At 67.8% G+C, this 23,377-nt stretch carries 21 protein-coding genes and 1 riboswitch; of the genes, 11 read left to right on the forward strand and 10 right to left on the reverse strand.

The features are described from left to right. Positions 1 to 2: 2 nt before the first annotated feature. The gene (locus A5785_RS07570; RefSeq protein WP_064865570.1) at positions 3 to 950 is read right to left on the reverse strand and encodes a C40 family peptidase; all 948 of its coding nucleotides are present in this window, start codon (positions 948 to 950) and stop codon (positions 3 to 5) included. Beyond that, entirely contained in the window at positions 947 to 1,270 is a 324-nt protein-coding gene (locus A5785_RS07575; protein ID WP_064865573.1) for a type VII secretion target, read from the reverse strand. Before A5785_RS07575 ends, A5785_RS07570 begins: the two co-directional genes overlap by 4 nt. Before the next feature lie 104 nt (positions 1,271 to 1,374). Between A5785_RS07575 and upp the strand changes: the two genes are divergently transcribed. After that, positions 1,375 to 1,998, forward strand: coding sequence for a uracil phosphoribosyltransferase (gene upp, locus A5785_RS07580; RefSeq protein WP_064865576.1), 624 nt, complete (start codon positions 1,375 to 1,377; stop codon positions 1,996 to 1,998). A 47-nt stretch (positions 1,999 to 2,045) separates the two neighbouring features. Here upp and A5785_RS07585 read toward each other — a convergent pair whose 3' ends face one another. From A5785_RS07585 to A5785_RS07600, 4 genes are read right to left on the reverse strand one after another with little or no spacing between them, the layout of a single operon-like run. Next, entirely contained in the window at positions 2,046 to 2,840 is a 795-nt protein-coding gene (locus A5785_RS07585; RefSeq protein ID WP_064865578.1) for an ABC transporter ATP-binding protein, read from the reverse strand. A gap of 53 nt (positions 2,841 to 2,893) precedes the next feature. Beyond that, complete coding sequence (locus A5785_RS07590) at positions 2,894 to 3,562, reverse strand: hypothetical protein (protein WP_064865651.1); 669 nt, start codon at positions 3,560 to 3,562, stop codon at positions 2,894 to 2,896. Positions 3,563 to 3,610: 48 nt separating this feature from the next. Next, the gene (locus tag A5785_RS07595; protein WP_064865653.1) at positions 3,611 to 5,323 is read right to left on the reverse strand and encodes a phospho-sugar mutase; all 1,713 of its coding nucleotides are present in this window, start codon (positions 5,321 to 5,323) and stop codon (positions 3,611 to 3,613) included. Between the two features lie 17 nt (positions 5,324 to 5,340). Continuing rightward, positions 5,341 to 6,153 (reverse strand): purine-nucleoside phosphorylase, encoded by an 813-nt coding sequence (locus A5785_RS07600; RefSeq protein WP_064865580.1) that lies wholly within the window; start codon positions 6,151 to 6,153, stop codon positions 5,341 to 5,343. Between the two features lie 58 nt (positions 6,154 to 6,211). On the opposite strand from A5785_RS07600, the gene A5785_RS07605 reads away from it, so the two are divergent. Together A5785_RS07605 and A5785_RS07610 are read left to right on the forward strand one after the other, a co-directional pair. Next, complete coding sequence (locus tag A5785_RS07605; protein WP_064865582.1) at positions 6,212 to 6,925, forward strand: enoyl-CoA hydratase/isomerase family protein; 714 nt, start codon at positions 6,212 to 6,214, stop codon at positions 6,923 to 6,925. After that, positions 6,922 to 8,088 carry an amidohydrolase gene (locus A5785_RS07610; protein WP_005207845.1) on the forward strand — a complete coding sequence of 389 codons (1,167 nt, stop codon included), beginning with the start codon at positions 6,922 to 6,924 and terminating at the stop codon, positions 8,086 to 8,088. Before A5785_RS07605 ends, A5785_RS07610 begins: the two co-directional genes overlap by 4 nt. A gap of 34 nt (positions 8,089 to 8,122) precedes the next feature. Here A5785_RS07610 and A5785_RS07615 read toward each other — a convergent pair whose 3' ends face one another. Then, positions 8,123 to 8,605: a gamma-glutamylcyclotransferase gene (locus A5785_RS07615; protein WP_039856596.1), complete on the reverse strand. Its 483-nt coding sequence runs from the start codon at positions 8,603 to 8,605 to the stop codon at positions 8,123 to 8,125. 166 nt (positions 8,606 to 8,771) lie between these two features. Between A5785_RS07615 and A5785_RS07620 the strand changes: the two genes are divergently transcribed. The 5 genes from A5785_RS07620 (at position 8,772) to A5785_RS07640 (ending at position 14,474) form a co-directional block, all read left to right on the forward strand. Next, complete coding sequence (locus tag A5785_RS07620) at positions 8,772 to 10,175, forward strand: NAD(P)H-quinone dehydrogenase (RefSeq protein WP_005207843.1); 1,404 nt, start codon at positions 8,772 to 8,774, stop codon at positions 10,173 to 10,175. 282 nt (positions 10,176 to 10,457) lie between these two features. Beyond that, positions 10,458 to 11,705, forward strand: coding sequence for a hypothetical protein (locus A5785_RS07625; protein ID WP_141630927.1), 1,248 nt, complete (start codon positions 10,458 to 10,460; stop codon positions 11,703 to 11,705). Further along, on the forward strand, positions 11,702 to 12,187 hold the full coding sequence (locus tag A5785_RS07630) for a hypothetical protein (protein WP_005207841.1): 486 nt from the start codon (positions 11,702 to 11,704) through the stop codon (positions 12,185 to 12,187). The genes A5785_RS07625 and A5785_RS07630 overlap by 4 nt, the downstream gene beginning before the upstream one ends. Before the next feature lie 36 nt (positions 12,188 to 12,223). After that, a complete protein-coding gene (locus tag A5785_RS07635) occupies positions 12,224 to 13,966 on the forward strand; it encodes a glycerol-3-phosphate dehydrogenase/oxidase (protein WP_005207840.1) in 1,743 nt (580 codons plus the stop codon). Positions 13,967 to 14,051: 85 nt separating this feature from the next. Next, the gene (locus A5785_RS07640; RefSeq protein ID WP_005207839.1) at positions 14,052 to 14,474 is read left to right on the forward strand and encodes a pyridoxamine 5'-phosphate oxidase family protein; all 423 of its coding nucleotides are present in this window, start codon (positions 14,052 to 14,054) and stop codon (positions 14,472 to 14,474) included. A 10-nt stretch (positions 14,475 to 14,484) separates the two neighbouring features. Here the strand turns inward: A5785_RS07640 and A5785_RS07645 are convergent, their stop codons facing one another. After that, complete coding sequence (locus tag A5785_RS07645) at positions 14,485 to 15,297, reverse strand: DNA-formamidopyrimidine glycosylase family protein (RefSeq protein WP_064865173.1); 813 nt, start codon at positions 15,295 to 15,297, stop codon at positions 14,485 to 14,487. Beyond that, entirely contained in the window at positions 15,290 to 19,957 is a 4,668-nt protein-coding gene (locus tag A5785_RS07650; RefSeq protein WP_005207837.1) for an ATP-dependent helicase, read from the reverse strand. The genes A5785_RS07645 and A5785_RS07650 overlap by 8 nt, the downstream gene beginning before the upstream one ends. A 53-nt stretch (positions 19,958 to 20,010) precedes the next feature. Further along, a riboswitch (cobalamin riboswitch) is annotated at positions 20,011 to 20,165 on the forward strand. A gap of 22 nt (positions 20,166 to 20,187) precedes the next feature. Between A5785_RS07650 and A5785_RS07655 the strand changes: the two genes are divergently transcribed. Both A5785_RS07655 and A5785_RS07660 read left to right on the forward strand, forming a co-directional pair. After that, entirely contained in the window at positions 20,188 to 20,415 is a 228-nt protein-coding gene (locus A5785_RS07655) for a CbtB domain-containing protein (protein ID WP_005207836.1), read from the forward strand. 24 nt (positions 20,416 to 20,439) lie between these two features. Then, on the forward strand, positions 20,440 to 21,258 hold the full coding sequence (locus A5785_RS07660; protein WP_005207835.1) for a CbtA family protein: 819 nt from the start codon (positions 20,440 to 20,442) through the stop codon (positions 21,256 to 21,258). 78 nt (positions 21,259 to 21,336) lie between these two features. Here the strand turns inward: A5785_RS07660 and A5785_RS07665 are convergent, their stop codons facing one another. Then, positions 21,337 to 22,008, reverse strand: coding sequence for a (2Fe-2S)-binding protein (locus A5785_RS07665; RefSeq protein WP_005207834.1), 672 nt, complete (start codon positions 22,006 to 22,008; stop codon positions 21,337 to 21,339). Between the two features lie 130 nt (positions 22,009 to 22,138). Between A5785_RS07665 and A5785_RS07670 the strand changes: the two genes are divergently transcribed. Then, positions 22,139 to 23,368 (forward strand): acyl-CoA dehydrogenase family protein, encoded by a 1,230-nt coding sequence (locus A5785_RS07670; RefSeq protein WP_064865591.1) that lies wholly within the window; start codon positions 22,139 to 22,141, stop codon positions 23,366 to 23,368. Positions 23,369 to 23,377: the final 9 nt, after the last annotated feature.

Raw genomic sequence — 23,377 nt, forward strand, 5'->3', positions numbered from 1 at the left:
GATCAGTTCGGCCGGAAGAAGCCCTGGAATCCCTGCCCCGCATTGGTGGTGCGCAACGGCGAAACACCCACCGGATCGCCGGCTTCCACGAGCTGATCGTTGCCGATGTACATGGCGACGTGTCCATCCCACACGGCGAGATCGCCGGGCAGCAACTGATCCTGTGTGATCGCCATGCCTGCGGTGTCTTGTTCCTGCGCCAGTCGAGGAAGTTCGACGCCCGCCTGACGGTAGGCCCACTGCGTGAATCCGCTGCAATCGAAGCCGTCGGGCGTGGTGCCACCCCAGACGTAGGGCACACCCTGCTGGCTCAGTGCTGCACGGACCGCGGTGGCAGCGCGTTCATTCGGTGCGTACGCGACCGAACCGTCGGGGAGCGTGACCGCTACGCCTTTGCCTGTCGGCGACGTTGTGTTCGCGGCGGGCTGCGAGCCGACCTGCGCCGGTGCTTCGTGACGGCCGAGTTCGCTCATCGCTCTGGTGTCGTCGGCGAGGTCGGCCTGCGCACGCGACACGATCGACAGCCCGCGCTGCACATGGTCGACGGCGACCGGCACGATGGCCACCAGGCCCGCGGGCGTCGACAGCGCGGGACCCATCGCAGTGGCCGCGCGCTCGAACGAATCGACCAGCTCGCGCAGCTGTCGGGCGGCGAGTTCGATTCGAGCACTTGCGGTTTCCACCAGTGTGGCGATCTGCCGTCCGTCGTCGTCGACGGTGGTCGAGGTGCGCGCAGTACGGTCGGCTGCCGCTACGGCGCCGGCCGACCCGGTTCCGTGCCACCCGTTCTGCACCGCCGACGTCGCCGCTGCCGAGGTTCGACGCACCTCGTCGAGATCGGGGCTCGCCGACCGGATCGTCGTGGCGGGGTTCTCGGCGGGCAGCACCCCGGTACCGAGTGCGGTGATCAGGATGCGCAGGGGCGCGATGAGGATGTCGACGGTGATCATGGCAGGCGCAGCCCCATGTCGGAGGCGTTCGCGGCATCGGCGTCGGAGTAGGCGACGGCGGCGGTCATCGTGGTGGTGCTGATCCGATCGTGAGCGACGGCGACGGCGTCGAGACGCTCGGCGCGGGCCTGCATCGTCGCGGATAGTGCCGCGAGGAACTCGGCTCCGATCACCCCGAACGTCGGTGTCAGCGCCGCGAGGTCGGTACGGCCGGCCGCAGCGTGTGCGGCGACACGGTGCCCCGCGGCGCGCTGGGTGCCCGCGTAGGCGTCGAGTGTGCCGGTGTCGAGTGAGGTGCGATGGGAGGTGAGGTCCTTCATGCGAACTGAGACGGCGAGAAACCCCGATCGGTTCCATCGAATTGCGTTCTCGTGCCTGCCGGACAAGCGCGCACTGCCGGTGGACGCGCCCTAGAGTGATCCGCATGCAGGTACAGATCGTCGAACATCCGCTCGCCGCGGCCCGGCTCACCACGTTGCGCGACAAGACGACCGGTAACGCGGGATTCCGTGCGGCGCTGTCGGGTCTGACGCAGATGCTCGTGTACGAGGCGTTGAGCTCTGCGAAATCCGCGGTCGTCGAGATCGAGACGCCGTTGCAGCCCTACACCGGGTCGAGGCTCGAATGTGCGCCGCTCCTCGTTCCGGTCCTGCGCGCGGGGCTCGGCATGGTCGAGCAGGCGCTCGCGATGGTGCCCGAGGCGCACGTCGGATTCGTGGGTATCGCGCGCGACGAGGAGACCGCCCAGCCCGTGCCGTACCTCGAATCGCTGCCCGACGATCTGTCCGGGTTCCCGGTGTTCGTCCTCGATCCCATGCTCGCCACCGGCGGATCGATGCTGCACACGATCGAACTCCTCGTCGCACGCAACGCGACGGACATCACCGCCGTCTGCGTCGTTGCCGCTCCGGAAGGCGTTGCCGCACTCGATGATTCAGGGCATCCGGTACGACTGGTGGTCGCGTCCGTCGATGACGGACTCAACGAGGCCGCCTACATCGTGCCCGGGCTCGGCGATGCGGGCGACCGCCAGTTCGGCCCTCGCTGAGGACCCCACGCTGAGGACGGAGTCGGGGATGTCGACGCCGCAGCGCGTTACGCGGCCGTCGCCGACCAGCGACCGTCGTGGCGTCGAACAGCGACCGGGTGGTCGAAGCAGGCGCTGATCTCGTCCGAGGTCAGCGTCTGAGCAACGGGTCCCGACGCCGTCACCTCGCCGTCGCGGAGCAGCATCGCGTGCGTGGTCGAACTCGGCAGATCCTCGAGGTGATGGGTGACCAGAACGCTGGCGAGGCGATCGACGTCTGCGCGCAGGCGGTCGATGGCCGACAGCAGACGTTCGCGCGCGGCGAGGTCGAGGCCCGTTGCGGGCTCGTCGAGCAGCAGCAGCGCGGGACGTGGCATGAGGGCCCGCGCGATCAGCGTCCGCCCTCGCTCGCCCTGGCTCATCACCGGCCACTCGGAGTCTCTGCGGGCACTCATACCCAACATCTCGAGCAGGTCGTCGGCATGGCGATGCTCGTCGTCGGTGTAGACGTGGCGGCGGTCGAGCTCGGGGGTGTTGGTCAGTCCGGTCAGCACGACGTCGTGCGCGGTGATCGGCACGTCGATGCGCCAGCGCGGATCGACGTGACCGATGTGAGTTCGCAACTCGCGCATGTCGACCCGACCGAGCCGACGGCCGAGCACATCAACGGTTCCGGTCGTGGGATGGCTGCGCGCGCCCAGGATCGCCATCAGCGTCGACTTGCCCGCCCCGTTGGGTCCCAACAGTGCCCAGTGCTCGCCCGGGGAGACCGAAAGGTTGACGTCGTGCAGTAGTTTTCGTCCGCTGCGGACGACGTCGACCGATGAGGCGTTCAGGACTGGCGCGTCGGGGGAGGTCACCAGTCAGTTGTAATCCAGCGAGCCCAACGCCCCGTCATGGGGTCTGGAGGCGCAGATCAGGACGCAGTCCAGTACGCGCTCATCGGCTCGGTGGCGATGGTCTCGCCGTTCTTCTCGATGTCGAGTTGGCTCGGCCCCACGACGTAGGTCACGTTGCCGTTGGTGGCGCTGTAGGTGTCGCCGCTGCGAGTCGGATAGCCGACCTCGACCGAATTTCCGTCGGCGTATCCCTTGTAGTACCAGCGTCCGGACTGCGAACCCACCTGGCAGATCACGATCTGCGAGCGATTCGTCTGGGCGATCACCATCGCCGGGTCGTCGGCTGCGTTGCAGCGCGGACCCCCGGTGAACCCCTGCCAGTCGGTTCCCGCGATGTCGGGGGTGGCGTGCGCGGTCGTGGGGCTACCCGTGTTCTGGTTGCCGTTGTTCTGGTTGGCGTTGTTCTGATTGCCGGGGTTCTGGGATTCGGTGGGGCGAGTGCCGTTCTGGGCACCACCCGAGCCGCCCGTGGTGGTCGCGGGTCCGACGCTGGCCGGTGCCCCGGTTGTCGGCACAGCCGAACTCGACGCCGCCGCCGAGTCGGAGTCGTTGCCTTCGAGACGCGGGAGCAGGATGAGCGCGGCCAGAACGACGCCGACGACGAGGAGGACTCCCGTCACGATCGCGATGATCACCGCCGGAGACGACCACGGCGACCGCTGCGGGGGCAGCTGGGGGTAGGTCATGCGGAGCATTCCTTCCGTCGGTGACCCGTTGCCGGACTGTGGTGTCGATCAGGTGCGGCCGTACTCGGCGAGTTCGGCCGCGACACGCAGCGTCATGTCGTCGAGCAGATGGACCAGTGCACGGGTATCTGCACCGTATGTCGTTTGCGCGGGCGATTGTGTTGCCGACACCACGAAACCGGGAGGTGTCGTCATTTCGATGTAGTACTTGAGCTTCGGCTCGGTGCCGGACGGGCGTGCCATCACCCGCACCGACATCCCGTCGCCTGCCACACCACTGAGCGCGATCGCGTCCGTACGCAGGTCGTCGCTGCGGCGGGCGTAGTCCTCGGCCGTCACGGGGATGCCCGCCAGCGCGCTCGGCGGTGAGGCGCGTAGACGGTCCATCAGGGAGGCGATCACGGTGGTGTCGTCGACGCGCACCGAATGTTGGCGCGTCACGTGCACGCCGTGTGTCTCGTAGAGAGACAGGAGCAGGTCTGCCACTCCGACGCCGTCGCGTCGACAGCGGTCGGCCAGCACGGCCAATGCCACTGCCGCGCTGATGCCGTCCTTGTCACGCACAGCGTCGGGGTCGACACAGTGCCCGATTGCCTCCTCGTAGGCGTAGCGCAGTGGTTCACCCGCGCGCACAAGCCATTTGAAGCCGGTCAGCGTCGTGACATGACGGGCGCCCGCGCGCCTGGCGATCTTCTCCAACAAACTGCTCGACACAAGCGTGCTCGCAACGACCGGTGGTGAGCCGTCGGGGCCTGCGGCGGCGTCGGAGAGGATGAACGACCCGAGCAAGGCTCCTGTCTCATCGCCCGTGAGCATCCGCCAGGTGCCCTCGACGCGCGTGCCCACGGCGCACCGGTCGGCGTCGGGATCGAGGGCGATCGCGATGTCGGCCCCGACCTTCTCCGCGCGTGCGAGCAGCAGGTCGCTTGCGCCTTCCTCCTCGGGATTCGGGAAGGCGACGGTGGGGAAGTCCGGGTCGGGGTCGAACTGTTCGTCGACGACGTGGACGTCGGTCAATCCGGCTCGCGCAAGGGCCTCGACGGCGAGCGCACCGCCGACTCCGTGCATCGGCGTCAGAGCGATCCGCAGTGAGGCGTCGGCGACCGTCGGGAAACGGGTGCTGATGCGGTCGAGGTAGCGGCCGACGATCTCGTCGGCGCGGGGATCGTGCATGACGTCGTGCCGAGGAACGTCGACGGCGTCGTGCGATGCGGCGATGAGTTCCTCGATCTCACCGTCGGCCGGCGGAACGATCTGCGCGCCCCCCGCGAGGTAGACCTTGTAGCCGTTGTCGCCGGGCGGATTGTGGGATGCCGTGATCTGGACGCCCGCGACGGCGTCGAGATCGCGACACGCGAACGCCACCAGCGGCGTCGGACCCGGCGCCGGAACGACGACGACGCGGAAACCTGCCGCAGCGAGGACCTGCGCCGCCGCAGCGGCGAACTGCTCGGAGCCATGACGGGCATCACGACCGACCACGACCGAACCGCCCCGATGTCCGTGCTCGATCAGCCACGCGGCAAGGCCCGCCGTCGCTCGGGTGACGACTGCGACGTTCATGCCGTTGGGGCCCGCGCGTACCGGGCCGCGCAACCCCGCGGTTCCGAACCGCAGCGGTGCGGCGAAACGCTCGGCGAGGTCGGGGCCGCCCAGTGCGGAGAGTTCGGCGCGGGTCGCGGGATCGGGATCGGCGGCGATCCATGCGGCGACCCGCTCGTCCGCGGCTCCGTCGCTCAGGTCCGCGATACCGTCGCTCACGTCCCCGGGTCCGTCGTTCACGCCGTGCCGAGTTCTTCGATGATCGAGGCGAGCAGCGTGCCCATTCGTGCCGCCGACGCCCGCCCAACCTCGAGAACCTCGGTGTGGCTCAGCGGTTCTCCGGTGATCCCGGCCGCGAGGTTGGTGACCAGCGAGATACCGAGAACCTCCATCGCTGCCGCGCGGGCGGCGATCGTCTCGTGCACGGTCGACATACCGACCAGGTCGGCCCCGATGGTGCGGAGCATGCGGATCTCGGCGGGGGTCTCGTAGTGGGGTCCGGGCAGTCCCGCGTACACGCCCTCGGCAAGCGACGGTTCGATACCGCGGGCGACGCCGCGCAGGCGCGGCGAGTAGGCATCGACCAGATCGACGAACTGCGCACCGACAAGCGGCGAGCGCGCGGTGAGATTGAGGTGGTCGCTGATGAGGACCGGTTGGCCGACGGACATGTCGTCGCGCAGACCGCCCGCCGCATTGGTGAGCACGATCGTGCGGGCACCGGCCGCAGCCGCGGTGCGTACCGGATGGACGACGCGGGCGAGGTCGTGGCCCTCGTAGGCGTGAATCCTGCCCAGCATCAACAGGACTCGACAGTTTCCGATCCGCACCGAGTGGATGACCCCGCCGTGTCCCGCGGCCGTCGGCGGTAGGAAACCCGGGATGTGCGCCATCGGCACGGACGCGATCGGTGCGCCGAACGCCTCCGCCGCCGGGGCCCAGCCGGACCCGAGGACGACCGCGACGTCGTGCGTGGAGGCATCGGTTTCGGCTGCGATGGTCGCTGCCGCGGAGATGGCCGCGGCGTCGGCGTCGACGGTGGGATCCATGGGCATCACACTAGGGGCATCCTGAGTGCCGCGTGTGACCAGGCGATAAGGTCGACCCATGCCGTATCTGTCTGACGTAGCGCAGTCCGAGAATCCCGATATCGCCTACCTGTACCTCGGGTCGCCGGATGTCGAACTCGACGAGAACAATCCCGAGAACCGGTTCAGCCCTGCGTGGCTCGACGCGATCGAAGGTCTGCTCGACGAGATCGCGGCGGGCCCGGCCAAGGGCCTGGTGATCACCTCGACAGGCAAGTTCTTCACCAACGGACTCGATACAGACTTCGTCTTCGCCAACGCGTCGGAGCTGCCCGCGTACCTCGACCGGGTGCATGCGCTCTACGCGAAGGTCCTGACGCTTCCGCAGTCAACGGTGGCAGCGGTCAACGGTCACGCGTTCGGTGCGGGCGCCATGCTCGCGCTGTGCGCCGACTACGTGGTCATGCGCACCGAACGTGGCTTCTGGTCGCTCCCTGAGGCAGCGTTGAACATGCCGTTCCCGCGCGGGATGGCAGGACTGCTCACCACGCGCCTGCCGGATCGCACCGCCACAGAGGCCATGCTGACCAGTCGCCGCTACGGTGCGGCCGACGCCGTGACGGCGGGCATCGTCGACGACGCTGTGGCGGCCGACGACCTGCTCACGCGGGCGAGTGAGGTCGCCGCTGAGCGTACGGCGGTCGCCGGGCCGAACCTCGCCAACGTCAAACGGGCACTGCGGCAGCACCTTCTCGCCGATCTCGCGGCCCCGACCCCTGCAGCGCTGCTATGAGCGACGGCGCGTCGATCATCGACGACTGGTGGGCGGCTCACCGCGCCGACGTCGTCGGCTGGCGGCGTGCCATTCACCAGCAGCCCGAGTTGTCTCGGCAAGAGGTCAAGACCACCCAGATGGTCATGGCGCTTCTCGGAGAAGTGGGCCTGAACCCCACGCGTCTTCCGCTGGGCACTGGTGTGGTCTGCGATCTCGGCCCGACGACAAGTCAGCGCATCGCGCTCCGTGCCGACATGGACGCGCTGCCCATCACCGAGCACACCGGATTGCCGTTCTCGTCGACCGTGGAGGGTGTCTCGCACTCGTGCGGCCATGATGCGCACACCGCGATCCTGATCGGGGTGGCCCGGCTGCTCGCGGCCGTGCCGTTGCTACCGGTCGGTGTGCGACTGATCTTCCAGCCCGCCGAGGAGGTCATGCCCGGCGGTGCGCTCGACGCCGTCGCCGCCGGAGTGACCGAGGGCGTCAGTCGGATCTTTGCGCTGCACTGCGATCCCCGACTTCCTGTCGGCTCGGTCGGCCTCCGAGCCGGCGCGCTGACATCGGCGGCGGATCACATTGAACTGCAAATACATTCGCCCGGCGGGCACACATCGCGCCCGCACCTCACCGGCGACATCGTGTACGCGATGGGTACGGTGATCACCGGACTCCCCGGTGTGCTGTCGCGCAGGGTCGACCCCCGCTCGGGCACGGTCATGGCGTGGGGTGCGGCGCATGCGGGCAACGCGCCCAACGCGATTCCGCAGGAGGGCATGCTGCGGGGCACCGTCCGCACCGGGGACCACGGCACGTGGGACGAGTTGGAACCGTTGGTGCGCAGTGTCGTCGGGCAACTGCTCGGCCCGCTCGGAGTCTCCTACGACCTGTCCTACTTCCGTGGAGTGCCGCCGGTGGTCAACGACGAGACCGCGATCGCGATGTTGGCGAAGTCGGTATCGACGCTAGGGCCACAGGCCATCGCGGACACCCCGCAATCGCCTGGGGGAGAAGACTTTTCGTGGTATCTCGAGCACGTTCCGGGTGCGATGGGCAGGCTCGGCGTGTGGGACGGGCTGGGGCCGCAGATGGATCTGCACCAGCCCAACTTCGACCTCGACGAGCGCGCACTCGAGGTCGGCGTGCGCACCCTCGCGGGCGTCGTGCTCGACATAGGCTGAGCACGCCCGCCCCGCGTCGGGCCCGCGGCGTCGCTCAGGAGTCGATGGGGCCGGGTCCCGGTCCGACGTTGCGCGCCTCGCGCAGCCTGATGTCCTGCACGTAATCAGCTGGGGCGCCTGCACTTTCGGCCGCGTCGGCCATCACGCCGAGGTAGCGCGCCGACGGCAGTCCGCCTTCGAAGGCGTCCATCACGTAGAGCCACGCGAGGACGGGGCCGTCGGAGGTGTCGACGCGCGCACGGATCTTGCGGTGGATGCCGAGTTCTGAGCCCTCCCACCGGTCGAGGGTGGCCTCGTCCTCGTCGGGGACGTCGTAGAGCACGACGAAGACCTTGGCCTCGGGATCGTCGCGGTCCTCGGTGACCGTCGCGAGCGATCCCTCCCAGCCGATGTCGGCGCCGGCAAAGGTGAGTCGCCAACCACGCAGCCAGCCGGTCCCCGACATCGGGGAGTGCGGCGCGCGCTCGGTCATCTGATCCGGACTCATGTTGGACCCGTACGCGGCATATATCGGCACGTCGGGAAACTCTAGATGGTCGCGGCCCGTCACGAAAGCGGACGGTGAGCGACGCGACTCGCCCGGTGACGGCGTGGACGTCGGGGTGGGACTAGGTTGGAGGTGTTGAGCGGTGCCTCTATGCGCCGTACCCGATGGCCCCTCTCACCGAACAGGAGTGTGCTCTGTGACCAGGATCGTGATCATCGGCGGTGGCCCCGCCGGCTACGAGGCGGCGCTGGTTGCGGCAGCGTACGGCGCCGACGTCACCCTGATCGACTCCGACGGCATCGGCGGCGCGTGTGTGCTGTGGGACTGCGTGCCGTCCAAGACCTTCATCGCGTCGACCGGTATCCGAACCGAGGTTCGGCGAGCCATCGATCTCGGCATCAACCTGCGCACCGACGACGCGCTGGTCACGCTGCCGCAGATTCACCAGCGCGTCCGCGACCTCGCGTTCGCGCAGTCGGCAGACATCCGCGACAGGCTGCTCAGCGAAGGCGTGACACTCGTGTCCGGCTACGCCTCGCTGGAGGAGACGCACCCCGGCATCGCGTCGCACCGCGTCGTGGCGACGCTGCAGGATGGCACGACCGAGCACTACGACGGCGATGTCGTCCTGATCGCGACAGGCGCGTCGCCGCGCGTCCTGCCCGACGCCGCGCCGGATGGCGACCGCATCCTGACGTGGCGCCAGCTCTACGACCTCGACAAGCTGCCAGAGCATCTCGTCGTCGTCGGCTCGGGTGTGACGGGTGCCGAGTTCGTGCACGCCTACACCGAACTCGGAGTGAAGGTGACGCTCGTTTCCAGCCGCGACCGCGTGCTGCCCGGCGAGGACGAAGACGCTGCGCTGGTCCTCGAGGATGCGCTGGCCGAGCGCGGCGTCGAATTGGTCAAACATGCGCGTGCCGACAAGGTGGAGCCCACCGGCGACTCCGTGACCGTGTACCTCGCCGACGGCCGCACGGTGACCGGCTCGCATGTGCTGATGACCGTTGGTTCGGTCCCCAACACGGGGGAAATCGGTCTCGACCGTGCGGGAGTCGCGACGGACAAGGGCGGCTACATCACCGTCGACCGGGTGTCGCGCACCTCTGTGCCGGGTATCTACGCGGCGGGCGACTGCACCGGGTTGTTCCCGCTTGCCTCCGTCGCCGCCATGCAGGGTCGCATCGCGATGTATCACTCGCTCGGCGAGGGCGTGAGCCCGATCAAGCTGAAAACCGTTGCCTCCGCGATCTTCACGCGTCCGGAGATCGCCACCGTCGGCGTCTCGCAGCAGGCGATCGACGCCGGCGAGTACCCGGCGCGCACCGTGATGCTGCCGCTCTCCACCAACCCGCGCGCCAAGATGAGCGGTCTGCGGAGAGGCTTCGTCAAGATCTTCTGCCGCCCCGCGACCGGTGTCGTGATCGGGGGTGTGGTGGTCGCACCGACGGCGTCGGAGTTGATCCTTCCCATCGCCTTGGCCGTGCAGAACAAGCTGACCGTCGGCGATCTCGCCCAGACGCTCTCGGTTTATCCCTCGCTCTCGGGTTCGATCACCGAGGCCGCGCGACAGCTCGTGCGGCACGACGACCTCGACTGAGTTCTCTCGGCGTGCCCGCGGCGAAGGGCCAGCGCAGGTTGAGTTGGTGCACAGGCTGGAGTTGGTGCACAGGCGTGAGAATCCTCGGCCGCGCGCGGCGATGTCGCGGTACCGTTTCGGCGAGATCACGCGACGACTGACGGGGGGGTACGCGTGTCGGGTCGGTACTACGAGCATCCCGATTTGCCCGCGGTAAGCACTGGTACAGGCTCTCGGAACAGCTACCTGTTCAACGACGGGGGTGCTCATGCGACCAGCAACGGCCGCACTCCATGGGCTTCGATGAGTGTCGCCGAGATCCTCGCGAAGATCGAGAGCATCACCGACAGCTCTGCCAGCGGTGACGCGAACGCCATTCAAGCCGCGCTCGACGCTGTCGGGAAGGTCGTGAAGAGTCTGACGAGCGCCTTCGGAGACGACACGATGCTCGGGCGTGCGGCCGACGGAAGTACCGCGGCGGGTGCGGGTGTCGGCAAAGCCATCTCAGCGGCGGCCGAGTCCGTCCGGCCCGCGATCGACGCACTCGCGCAGGCCCAGGACGTCCTCACCGCTACCTCTCAGCAGGCCGGTGCTGTCAGGCATGCGGCCGCGCAGATCCGCGCGCATCCCGAGGATGCGTCGACGTTGCGTGCGGAGGTCGTGTCGTTGATGGAAGGCGTCTACACGAACCCGATGGTCAGCGTCCAGACGTGGCTACCCGAACTGCCGGCTGCGTCGTCGGATCCGATGGCGGGCAGCGACTCGGGCCAGGGTGTCGTCGCCGGCACCGGCGCGGGATCGGGGCGCACGCAGTCGGGCAACGTCGCCGATTCCGACCTGAGCGGCTCCGCCGGACCGGGATCGAGCGGCGAGGTCTCGACCTCGCCGTCGACGCCGGCGCCTGCGTCCCCCGCTGCGGGTGGAGTGGGCCCCGGCGGACCGTCGAGCTCCACCGGAACGTCGGCGGCAGGCACGGCCGACGCTGATGCCGACCGGCTGACGCGAGGAGGGTTCGGCAGCGCCGACTCTGCCGCGGCGAGCACACCGGTGAGCGGTATCGGTGGACCCGGTGCCGCGGACTCCGGGCGGACGGGATCGCTCGGCGCGGGTCGTAGCGGATCGTCCGGTCTCGGCGCAGGTCAGGGCGTCGGCGCCGGTTCGGGGAGTGCACTTGCGCCATCACTCGGCGCATCGCGACCGCCTGGGTTGGGCACCGCGCCGTCGACGCCTGCAATGTCGGCGAGCCCGAGTGCGGGACCTGCGATGCGGTCGGGTCCGAACTCCGCGATGCCACCGGCGTCGGGTGGCGGTGCCCGCGACCGTGGCGACAACAAGCACCAGTCGGCCCGCTACCTCAACACCCGTGAGCACGGCGAGGAGATCGTCGGCGACCTCCCGCTCGTCGGTCCGCCGGTGATCGGCGACTGGACGCCGCAGTCGATGCCGCCGCTCGATCCCGCTGCCGACACCAGCGCGAGCGAACCGAAGGTCGATGCGCAGCGATCCGGTGCGCACGCTGAGGCCTCTCGTGAGCGGGGTGCGGGCCGATGACTCCGAACGCCACCGCCGGTCGGATCGACAGGTTGTCGCCTGACGTTCGCGGTCTCGCCGACCGCATTGCCGACGACGTCGTCGACGATGCGCTCGGCCGACTGGCGGTCGTCGTTGTCGACGTCACCGACATCGGTGGGGTCGAATCGGTACGCGACGCGATGACCCAATGGCAGACCACTGGTCGGGTGTCGAAGGACACCCGCAAGCGACTCGACGCCGCGATGGTGCAGCGTGATGTCGACGGCCTCGCTGCGCACCGTGCGGGCGATGCGTTCACCCAACGGGTTCACTTTCGCGCTGCTCGCGGATTGACTTGTCTGGCAATCATTTTCGACGCCGACATCGTCGCTCGGCGTCGTATGCGAGAAGCGGTGTACGAGGCGTCGGTCGCTCTGGGTGGCAGCGCGGGTGTGGTCGGCGTGCTGGTCGACTTCACCCGACCGGGTGCCCGCGTGCCGGTCGGCGCGCCGTATCAATGACCGGTGAACCCCCGTGGTGTCGATTAGTCTCGGCTCATGGAGACGGAGTTCAATCCGGACCGACCAGCTGACCTTGGGCCGCTCTACCGCGAGCAGGCGTGGCGTCGGCTGGGTACCGAACAGTTCGACATCGTCGTCATCGGCGGTGGTGTCGTCGGCGTCGGAGCGGCTCTCGACGCCGCGACGCGTGGCCTGCGGGTCGCGCTCGTCGAGGCGCGAGACATCGCTTCGGGCACGTCGAGCCGCTCGTCGAAGATGTTTCACGGCGGACTGCGTTATCTCGAACAACTCGAGTTCGGGTTGGTGCGTGAAGCGCTCCACGAGCGCGAACTCTCACTCAGCCTGCTGGCCCCGCACCTGGTCAAGCCGTTGCCGTTCCTCTACCCGCTCACGCATCGCGTCTGGGAACGTCCGTACGTCGCCGCGGGGATCTTCCTCTACGACACGATGGGCGGCGCCAAATCGGTGCCGGGCCAGAAGCATGTGACGCGGTCGGGTGCGCTCCGCGTGGCGCCCGCGTTGAAGCGTGATTCGCTGATCGGCGGCATCCGCTACTACGACACCGTTGTCGACGACGCCCGGCACAGTCTCACCGTCGGGCGCACCGCCGCGAACTACGGTGCGGTGATCCGCACGTCGACGCAGGTGGTCGGATTTCTGCGCGACGCCGACCGCATCATGGGTGTGCGCGTCCGCGATACCGAGAACGGTGAGACCGCCGAGATCAAAGCGCACTGCGTGATCAACGCGGCAGGCGTGTGGACCGACGAGGTGCGGGCACTGTCCAAGCAACGCGGGCGGTTCAAGGTCCGGGCCTCCAAAGGCGTACACATCGTGGTGCCGCGCGATCGGATCGTGAGCGAGACGGCGATCATCTTGCGGACCGCGTCCTCGGTGCTGTTCGTGATCCCGTGGGAGACGCACTGGATCGTCGGCACGACCGACACCGACTGGCACCTCGATCTCGCGCACCCGGCCGCGACCCGCGCCGACATCGACTACCTGCTCGAACGTGTCAACGAGGTGCTGGTGACACCGCTGCGTCACGACGACATCGAAGGCGTCTACGCCGGGCTGCGACCCCTGCTCGCAGGCGAGGACGAAGCGACGTCGAAGCTTTCACGCGAGCACGCGGTGGCCGAGATCGCGCCGGGGCTCATCTCGATCGCCGGTGGCAAGTACACGACGTACCGCGTGATGGCCGCCGACGCCGTCGATGCCTGCGTCGATTTCATCCCGACACGCGTTGCGCCGTCGATCACCGAGCGTGTCCCGCTCATCGGCGCCGACGGGTACTTCGCGCTGATCAACCAGTGCGAGTCTCTCGGCGAGAAGTACGGACTGCACCCCTACCGGATCCGTCGACTGCTCAACCGGTACGGATCGCTGATCGACGACGTGTTGTTCTACGCGGCGGATGATCCGTCGCTGCTGCGTCCACTCGAGGCCGCGCCGCAGTATCTGCGCGTGGAGGTCGTGTATGCGGCCGTCGATGAGGCGGCACTGCACCTCGAGGACATCCTGGCGCGCAGAACCAGGATCTCGATCGAGTACGCGCATCGCGGCGTCGACTGCGCTCAAGAGGTCGCCGACCTCGTCGCGCCGGTTCTCGGCTGGGGCCCTGAGAAGGTGGCGTTCGAGGTCGAGACCTACAAGGCGCGGGTCGCCGCGGAGATCGCCTCACAACAGCAACCCGACGACGAATCGGCAGACGCGCTGCGTGCCGCTGCACCTGAGTCGCGGGTCGACATCCTGGAACCGGTGCCGATTCCGGACTGAATGGCACGCTTTCGCAACAGGACCAAATGCCCTTCGCCCGGCGCCTCGGCGGCGTGACAATGGATTCATGAGCAGAGGAGACGCCATGGTGCACAATCCCATTCACGAGCTTCCCGTCGACGAGGCATGGGCGCTGCTCGCCACCTCCGACGTCGGAAGGATCGCGTTGAGCGTCGGTGGCCAGCCCGACATCTTTCCCATCAACTATTTCGCCGGTGACGGTCGCGTGTTGATGCGCACAGCGGAGGGCACCAAGCTCGCCGAACTCGCCGTCAACGGCAAGGTGGCCTTCGAGGCCGATGCCTACGACGACGACGGCGGGTGGAGTGTCGTGGTCAAGGGGTCGGCGCGAATTCTGACCACCGGCGCCGAGATCGCCAAGGCCGACGAGGCCCCGTTGCGCCCGCTGATCCCGACGTTGAAGTACAACTACGTCGAGATCGTGCCGGACGAGGTCAGCGCGCGTCGCTTCGAGTTCGGGCCAGAGCCGGAGCGGTATCCGGTCTAGGCGCCGACGTTCAGCTCTGGCACCGCGGGCAGTAGTAGACGACCCGATCCTCGCTGGTCGAGTCCGGCCGGTCGCGCCAGAACTCGCGGGCGATGAGCGTTCCGCATCGTCGGCACGGTTGCCCGATTCGTCCGTAGACCCAGGTGCGCGCATTGTGTCCGGTGCGACCGGTGGTGGTGCGTGCCGTGCGAAGCCTGTTGGCCCACAACATTCTTCGGCACAGGTCGACGAGTGGTGGCACGTCGACGTCGGCGACGAGTCGGTCGGGTCGGACACCCCGGAGGAAGCACGCCTCACACCGGTACACATTGCCGACACCTGCCATGAGCCGTTGGTCGAGTAGCGCCTCGCCGATCTTCGCGTCCGGCCGTGCCTCGATGTTGGCGACGGCGCGCGCGGCGTCGAAGTCGTCGGAGAGAAGGTCGGGTCCGAGGTAGTCGAGGTCGGCGGCGGCACGGGGAAGTAGCTCGAGAATCCCGAGTTCGAAGCCGACGGCCTCGTACCCGTTTGCCTGCAACACGATTCGCGCCTGATACGCGGGTCGGCGCCACTTGGTGCCGACGCGATGTACGTGCCACACGCCTTCCATCTTCAGGTGGCTGTGGATGCTGACGCCATCGGGCGCCGACGTCGCAGTCGCCGCCGCGGGCACGACGTCGATGAGCAGATGTTTGCCCCGGGAGCGGACCGCGGCGACCCGTCCGCCGCGCAGGTCGGTGGTGGCCAGCGACGGAATGCGAAAGTCGGTGCGCTCCAACGTGGTCTGATCGAATGCGCGACGGAGACGGTCTGCGGCCTGGTAGACGGTGTCGCCCTCAGGCATGCTGTCCGTATCGCATTCGGAGGCCGCGGGGAGTGGTCGCGAATCCGGCGCCGACGAGCACCCGCTGCAGGTCGGAGCGCAACGCGGTGACGCCGTCGATGGAGTCGATGGTCAGGCGGGCGACACGACCGGCCCGCACGATGTCGGCGAGCGCTGCTGCCATGGCCTCTAATGCGGGGACGTCGTCGCTGAAGGTCAACACGGTCTTCCCGCCGCGTTCGACAAATGCGACGAGTTCGCCCTCGACGAGACATACGAGGGCGCCTGGTTTGCGGCCCGGTCGATGCCCGCCTGCGCCGGGCGTCGTGTCTGGCCAGGGCAGCGCTGCCCCATACGGATTGGCCGGGTCGGTGGCGGCCAGAACCGTCGCGGTGTTCGGTGCGCGGTGACTCCCCGGTGCGTCGTCGGTCAGGGCGTGGCGGCGCAATTGGTCGACGGTGGAGGTGCCCGCGAACTGGGCACCGCCGAGGCCGTCGACGTAGTAGCCTCGTCGCACCTGGCCGCTGTCTTCGAAGATGTTGAGCGCCTTGTAGATTCGTGCGAATCCTCCGACGACGTCCTCCGCCGTCACGCTGCCCCGGGTGACGACCCCGTAGCGTGCGAGCAGTTGGTCGCACAGGGCCTGAGTCGCGACAGTGGTCTCGAGCAGCGCTGTAGGGGTTGCGAACCAACGACCGGTTGCCGTGGAGGGCGTCGTGGCGCCGCCTGTCTGCGAGAGGAGATGCCGCGTGCTCAACCGTCCGGGCCGCAGGCGCGGAGCCTGACCGCGCGATCGGTGTGACGGCATGGACCGACTCGACGACGAGGTGCGGCGAGGCGCCTGCAACGCACGGACCGGCGCAAACGTGTCGTTGCTGACGTGACCGGCCCAGACGAGGTCCCACAGGGCGTCCTCGACCTGCTGGCGCGTCGCGGTGGCGCCCGGCGATGCTTCGCTCTCCGTCGACGCGTCGTCGAGCAGTTGGGCGAAGCGCAGTCCGCCCCCGGTGCCGAAGGTGTCGAGGAGGCGGGTGTGGATCTCGGTGGTGTCGATCTCGACCTCGGTCGGTACGAACAGCGGTGCGAGGTCGGCGGGGAAGAAGCTGATCCAGCCGTCGGTGGAGCCGATCCGGCCGTGACCCGCCCACATGAAGTCGCCGCTGGAGAGGAGTTCGTCGAGCATGGCCGGCCGGTAGTCACTGATCCTGCTCGGCAAGATCAGCGACTCCCACGCCGACGCCGGGAGCTGATGGCCCGCCAGTTGGTCGAGGACCGCCGCGAGTCCGTCGACTCCGGTGAGCCTTTCGTCGTCGGCGACGTGCTGCCACGCTCCGAGAAATCTGGCGAAGGTCGGGCCGTCGACGGGTGCGACGTCGGCTCGGCTCGCGGCAAGTGAGCCTCGTCGGATCTGCCCGAGCACGTCGCTGTGACACCACTGTGTGGTCCACGCGGGGCTGCCGTCGGGGTCGTCGTCGGTGGCGGGTAGAAAGTCGCCTTCGACGACCTTGCGTTCGGCGGCAAGGCGAATCAGCGTGTCGCGCACCACCGCGGGTGCCATTCCGATCGACTCGGCGGCCTCGTCGACGGTGAACGGGCCGTGCGTGCGCGCGTACCGATGGACGAGATCGCCGACGGGATCGGGAACAGACTCGGTGAAAGCTGCCGGAACACCCAGTGGCGCAGGAACTCCCAAGCCGTCGCGCAGGCGTGCGGTGTCTTCGACAGCGGCCCAGAGCGGCACGCCACGGATGCTCACGGAGATGATCGCGCCACGCCGATGCAACTCGGTCAACACGTCAAGCGCCGCAGGGCTGTCGTCGTCGCGCCGATACCGCAGCGCCACCTCGTCGGTCGTGAGCGGACCGAGCCACCGCAGCAGGTCGGCGATATCCTCGGCGTCGCGTGCCTTGCGGTGCTCGTCGAGGCGTTGCAGCCGTGCGACCACGGCGGCGATGACGGCGGGATCGAGCAGTTCGCGCAGGTCGACGCGCCCGAGTAGCTGTGCGAGGAGCGCGGTGTCGAGGGAGAGTGCTGCGGCGCGACGTTCGGCGAGCGGGGCGTCGTCGTTGTACATGAACGCTCCGACGTAGCCGAACAGCAGCGATGCCGCGAACGGCGACGGTTCCGGGGTCTCGACCTCGATCAGCCGAACACGTCGCGATCGGATGCGAGTGAGGAGGTCGGTGAGCGACGGCAGGTCGTAGACGTCCTGCAGGCATTCGCGGACCGTCTCCAGGATGATCGGAAAGTCGGGGAATTGCGATGCGACGGAGAGCAATTGGGCGCTGCGCTGGCGCTGCTGCCACAGCGGTGCCCGACGGCCGGGGTCGCGGCGGGGGAGTAGCAGGGCTCTGGCCGCGCACTCCCGGAATCGTGAGGCGAACATCGACGAGTCGGCGAGGGCGTCGGTGACCATCTGCTCGATCTCGTCGGGATCGACGACGAAGACTGCGGCGCCCGGCGGTTCGTCGTCGGTGTCGGGGAGGCGCACGATGATGCCGTCGTCGGATGCGGTGACCGCACCGTCGAGTCCGAGGGTGGCCTGCAGGCGGGCGGAGATCGCCGACGCCCACGGCGCGTGTACGCGTAAACCGTAGGGGGAGTGCAGGATCAGGCGCCAGTCGCCGAGCTCGTCGCGGAACCGCTCGATGACCAGGGTCCGGTCGGTCGGTACCTGTCCGGTCGCGTCGCGCTGCTCGGAGATGATCGACGCGAGGTTGTCGCGTGCGTACTCGCTGAGCCCGAGTTCTGTTGCCTGACGGTCGAGTTCGGCCTCGTCGGCGATGGAGCCGACGAACTTCCCGATCGCCGCGCCCAGTTCGGCCGGGCGTCCCTGTGCGTCGCCGATCCAGAACGGGAGGCGGCCGGGCTGACCGAATGCGGGTGAGACGAGTACGCGGTCGTGGGTGATGTCCTCGATTCGCCAACTCGTCGCGCCGAGCGCGAAGACGTCGCCGACGCGCGACTCGTAGACCATCTCCTCGTCGAGTTCGCCTACGCGGCTGGACTTTTCGCCGACCATGAACACACCGAAGAGCCCACGGTCGGGGATGGTGCCGCCAGAGGTGACCGCTAGTCGTTGCGCACCACGGCGACCGGTCAGTGTGCCAGCATCACGATCCCAGGTGACACGTGGACGTAGTTCGGCGAACTCGTCGGAGGGGAAGCGACCCGAGATGAGATCGAGTGTCGCCTCGTAGATCGACCGGCTCAACTCCCGGTACGGCGCAGCGCGGCGGACGATCTCGTACCACTCGTCGACCTCGAGCACGTCGAGAGCGGCCGCGGCGATCGTCTGTTGCGCAAGCACATCCAGTGGACTGCGCGGTACCTGCAGCTCTTCGATTGCGCCCGCACGCATCCGCGAGACGGCGACCGTGCAGCCGATCAGGTCGGTGCGATGCTTGGGGTACAGAACCCCCTGACTGATCTCGCCGACCTGGTGGCCCGCGCGTCCGATCCGCTGCAGCCCGCTGGCCACCGAGGGTGGTGTCTCGACCTGGATCACCAGATCGACCGCGCCCATGTCGATGCCGAGCTCGAGTGAACTCGTCGCGACCACACAGCGCAGGCGGCCGCTCTTGAGGTCGTCTTCGATCTCGGCGCGCTGCTCCTTGGAGACCGACCCGTGGTGTGCGCGGGCCAGGACAGTCGCGGCGCCGGTGGTGGCCCCCGAGGCCATGACCATTGCGGGTGCGCCGCCACCGACGCGGTCGTTGCGTGGTGGTTCGCGGCCAGGCTCGGTGCGTTGCTCGTGGATCTCGTTGAGCCGCGCGGTGAGACGCTCGGCGAGCCGTCGAGAGTTGGCGAACACGATCGTCGTACGGTTGGTCTCGATGAGATCGACGATCGACGCTTCGACGTAGGGCCAGAGCGAACCCGCGGTCGGCGAGAACGCGTCGTCGAGCTCATCCGCATCCGGTGCATCCGGTGGCGGCGGGATGTTGGCCATGTCGGGTACCGGGACGTCGACGCGGAGGTCGAAGGTCTTCGACGCCTTTGGCCGCACGATGGTGCACGGACGGGAGCCGGAGAGGAACTCAGCGACTAGCTCGGGCGGGCGGACCGTCGCCGAGAGTCCGATGCGTTGCGCCGGAGAGTCGAGCAGTTCGTCGAGGCGTTCGAGCGACAGCGCCAGGTGCGTGCCGCGTTTGGTGCCTGCGACGGCGTGTACCTCGTCGACGATCACCGTCTCGACCGTGGTGAGCGCTTCCCGTGCCGACGAGGTGAGCATCAGGTAGAGCGACTCGGGCGTGGTGATGAGGATGTCGGGTGGCGTTTTGGCGAGGAGTCGACGCTGGGCGGCGGGGGTGTCGCCCGAGCGCACGCCGACGGTGATCGACGGTTCGGTGATCCCGAGTTCCTGCGAGGCGCGTGTGATGCCCGCCAGTGGCGCGCGCAGGTTGCGCTCGACGTCGACCGCCAGTGCTTTGAGTGGGGAGATGTAGAGGACGCGCGTGCCCTTGGACCGATCGGGGCGGGCGGCAAGTGAATCGAGTGCCCAGAGAAACGCCGACAGGGTCTTGCCCGAGCCGGTGGGCGCGATGACCAGGGTGTTCTCGCCGTCGGCGATGGCTTTCCACGCGCCCTGCTGGGCGGGTGTCGGCGCGGGGAAGGCGCCGCCGAACCACCGACGCGTCGGGTCGGTGAAGCGGTTCAGGATGGAGGACGAGCTGGGCACTCTTCCATTGTTCCGCACGGGTCTGACAGTGCGGTGCGACGTGCTGGTCCGGCGGCGAGAACCTGGTATAGAGTCGATCCACGCTGGTTGCCAGGAACCCGGTGAGAATCCGGGACGGTCGCGCCACTGTAAGTCCGACGGGAAGCGACCTGTCGCGACGAGTCAGGACGTGGCAACCAGGCCACATTGCTCCACGTCAGGGACGCGTCATCCCGGAAGGAACCCTCTCAATGGTTGCCACCTCATCACAGGCCGAACGTCGGCCCGCTGCGCTCGCCGTACCGAATCTCTCGGTCGCTTCGGCCGCGCTCTGGCTCACCGCCACTGTGCTCATCGCCGCGCTGGCCTACTACTTCATCGGGTACGACCAGGGCGCCTGGTCGGTGTTCGGCAGCGACACCCACATCCACGAGTTCGTGCACGACTCCCGCCACTTCCTCGGCTTCCCCTGCCACTGATCTGACCCGGGAGACAACAGAACAATGGAGAAGAAGTTCGTCGGCGCGGGCCTGCTATCAGGCCTGATCGCCGGAATTTTTGCGTATGTGTTCGCTCGTATCTTCATCGAGCCGGTGGTCGCCAAGGCGATCGACTACGAAGAGGGTCGCAGCCACGCCGAGGAGATGCTCAGCGGCGAACACGGCCACGAGCACGAGGTGTTCACCAGGTCGGTGCAGGAAAACATCGGGGCCGGGGTCGGCACCGTGATCTTCGCGATCGCGATGGGCGCGTTCTTCGCGGTCGGGTTCACGGTCTTGTGGACCTACCTCGGACGGCGATACCCCGCGACCGATCCGCGCTGGGCGGCGGCCGCGCTCGGCGCGCTCGGATTCGTGGCCTTCTTCGGCGTCCCGTACTTCGCCTATCCGGCCAACCCGCCGGCTGTCGGCAACGACGAGACCATCGCCGACAGGTCGAGTGCCTATCTCACCATCACCGTGGTGTCGGTAATCGCGATCATCGCGGCCGTCGTCTTCGCGCTGTGGCTGCGTCCACGCATCGGTGGGCTGCTCGGTGCGATCGCGGGCGGCGTCGGCTACCTGGTAGTGGTCACCGTCGCGATCGCGTTGCTGCCGAGCTTCGACGAGGTACCGACGCCGGTCACCAACGACGCGGGCCAGATCGTGTTCCCAGGTTTCCCGGGCGACGTCATCGGCGACTTCCGCGTCTACGCGATCGCCAACCAGGTGATCCTGTGGACGGTGCTCACCGCGGTGTTCGCGCTGGTCCTGGGCGCGATGTCGCGCTCGCGGTCGTCGAAGCAGGTTGTCGACGACCCCGCGACGCAAACGGTCGCCTGACGCTCCTTTAAACGCGGCTCGAGTTGGCAGGCGCGGCTGGTACACCAGCCGCGTTCGCAAGTTCGGGCCGCGTTTGGCTTATCCGGACAGCACGCAGTCGCCGCACACGGCTGTGCGATCGCCCGATACCTGGTAGATCAGGCAGCAGCTGCGTCGTCGGAAACTCGGTCCGGCCCGCAGGTATCCGCCCTCGATGTCGGGGCGTGCGAGGAAAAGGTCGGCGTGGCGTCGGGCCGCGTCGGCGAGTTCTGGCCGGGCGGTACCGATCATGCGCACCGCCGAGTTGATCGCCGACGCGATGTTGCCGCCGAGGACGTGTGGCCCAACCGGGTACGACGCGTCGAAGAGTGCGGTGAGGTCGTCGACGGCGCGAGGGAACCCGTCGTCGAGCGCAGGCTTCGCGTCGACCGTCACGACGGATAGGGGGAAGGGCCCGCCGAGATGGTCCTGCCACCAGACGTCTGCGGGGTCGAGGGACAGGCGGGTGCCGATCACCGCTGCAGCGAGCGCCGGTGCAAGCAGCCTGGCGACGAGACCAAGGTGAGTCACCGACGCCGCGACGCGAGGTGAGACGTTCGACGCCGCGCCCGCAGCCAGAGCCTTCCGGACCCTTTCGACGCGGCTGTCGATGCGTCGTGGATTCGCCAGTGCCGCAGCCAGAGTCGACCACGGCCCGTCGACTGGTGCCGCGGCTGCGTGGGTGTCGGTCGCAAAGAACGGTCCGAACTCGGCGAACACGTGATCGTTCACGCTCTCTGCCTATCTCATCGACCGCTCGCGCGTCCAGCGAGCCCGCGAGGGCCGCCGCTGGACAAGTTGGGATCGGGGCTGACACAGTATGGAACGTGTTCTAATTTCCGGCGTTGAACGGTGGGTGGCAATGTTCGAGTGGTCCGAGGAAGACCTCATGGTGCGCGACGCGGTGCGGTCGTTCGTCGACAAGGAGATCTGCCCGCATTCCGACGAACTCGAGAGCGGTCAGTTGCCGCCGTACGACATCCTGCGCAAGCTGATGACGTCGTTCGGCGTCGACGCAATGGCACGCGAGGGCCTGGAGAAGGAGCTCGACGCAGAGGCCGCGGGCGAGTCGAAGTCCAAGGGTTCCGGGGGTTCCGGCGGCGGCATGATGAACTCGATGGCGCTGATCCTCAACATGGAACTCGCGGCCGCGAGCCTCGGCATGGTGGTGTCGATGGGCGTCAGTGTCGGGTTGACGGTGTCGACGATCCGGTCGAAAGGCACACTCGCACAGAAGAAGCGGTGGCTCCCCGAGCTGGTCACGCTCGAGAAAGTCGGTGCCTGGGCGATCACCGAACCGGATTCCGGCTCAGACGCACTCGGTGGCATGAAGACGACGGTCCGCCGCGATGGCGACGGTTACATCCTCAACGGGCAGAAGACCTTCATCACCAACGGTCCGTACGCCGACACGATCGTCGTGTTCGCGAAGCTCGACGAGGGCGATGGCACCCCAATGCGTGAACGCAAGGTGCTCACCTTCGTCCTCGACAAGGGCATGGAAGGCCTCACCCAGGGCAAGCCGTTCAAGAAGATGGGCATCATGAGCTCGCCGACCGGTGAGCTCTTCTTCGACAACGTTCGCCTCGGTCGCGACCGGCTGCTCGGCGAGACCGAGGACGTCGGATCGGGTAGTCGTGGCGACGATGGCGTCAAGGCGGGCTTCACCGCTGAACGGATCGGTATCGCCGCACTGTCGATGGGCATCATCAATGAGGCGCAACGACTTTCGATCGAGTATGCGAAGTCGCGCACGCTCTGGGGTCAGGAGATCGGGAAGTTTCAACTCATCCAGCTCAAGCTGGCCGAGATGGAAATCGCACGGATCAACGTGCAGAACATGCTGTTCAACGCACTCGAACGAGCGAAGGCGGGTAAACCGCTGTCGCTTGCCGAGGCGTCGGCGATGAAGCTCTACTCGTCTCGCGCGGCCACCGAGGTCGCGATGGAAGCAGTGCAATTGTTCGGCGGCAATGGCTACATGACCGAGTATCGCGTGGAACAGCTTGCGCGCGATGCGAAGTCGTTGATGATCTACGCCGGCAGCAACGAGATCCAGGTGACACACGTGGCAAAGGGGCTGCTGGCGTAATAGCGATGT

This window comes from Gordonia sp. 852002-50395_SCH5434458 (genome assembly GCF_001665905.1).
Taxonomy (GTDB): Bacteria; Actinomycetota; Actinomycetes; order Mycobacteriales; family Mycobacteriaceae; genus Gordonia; species Gordonia jacobaea.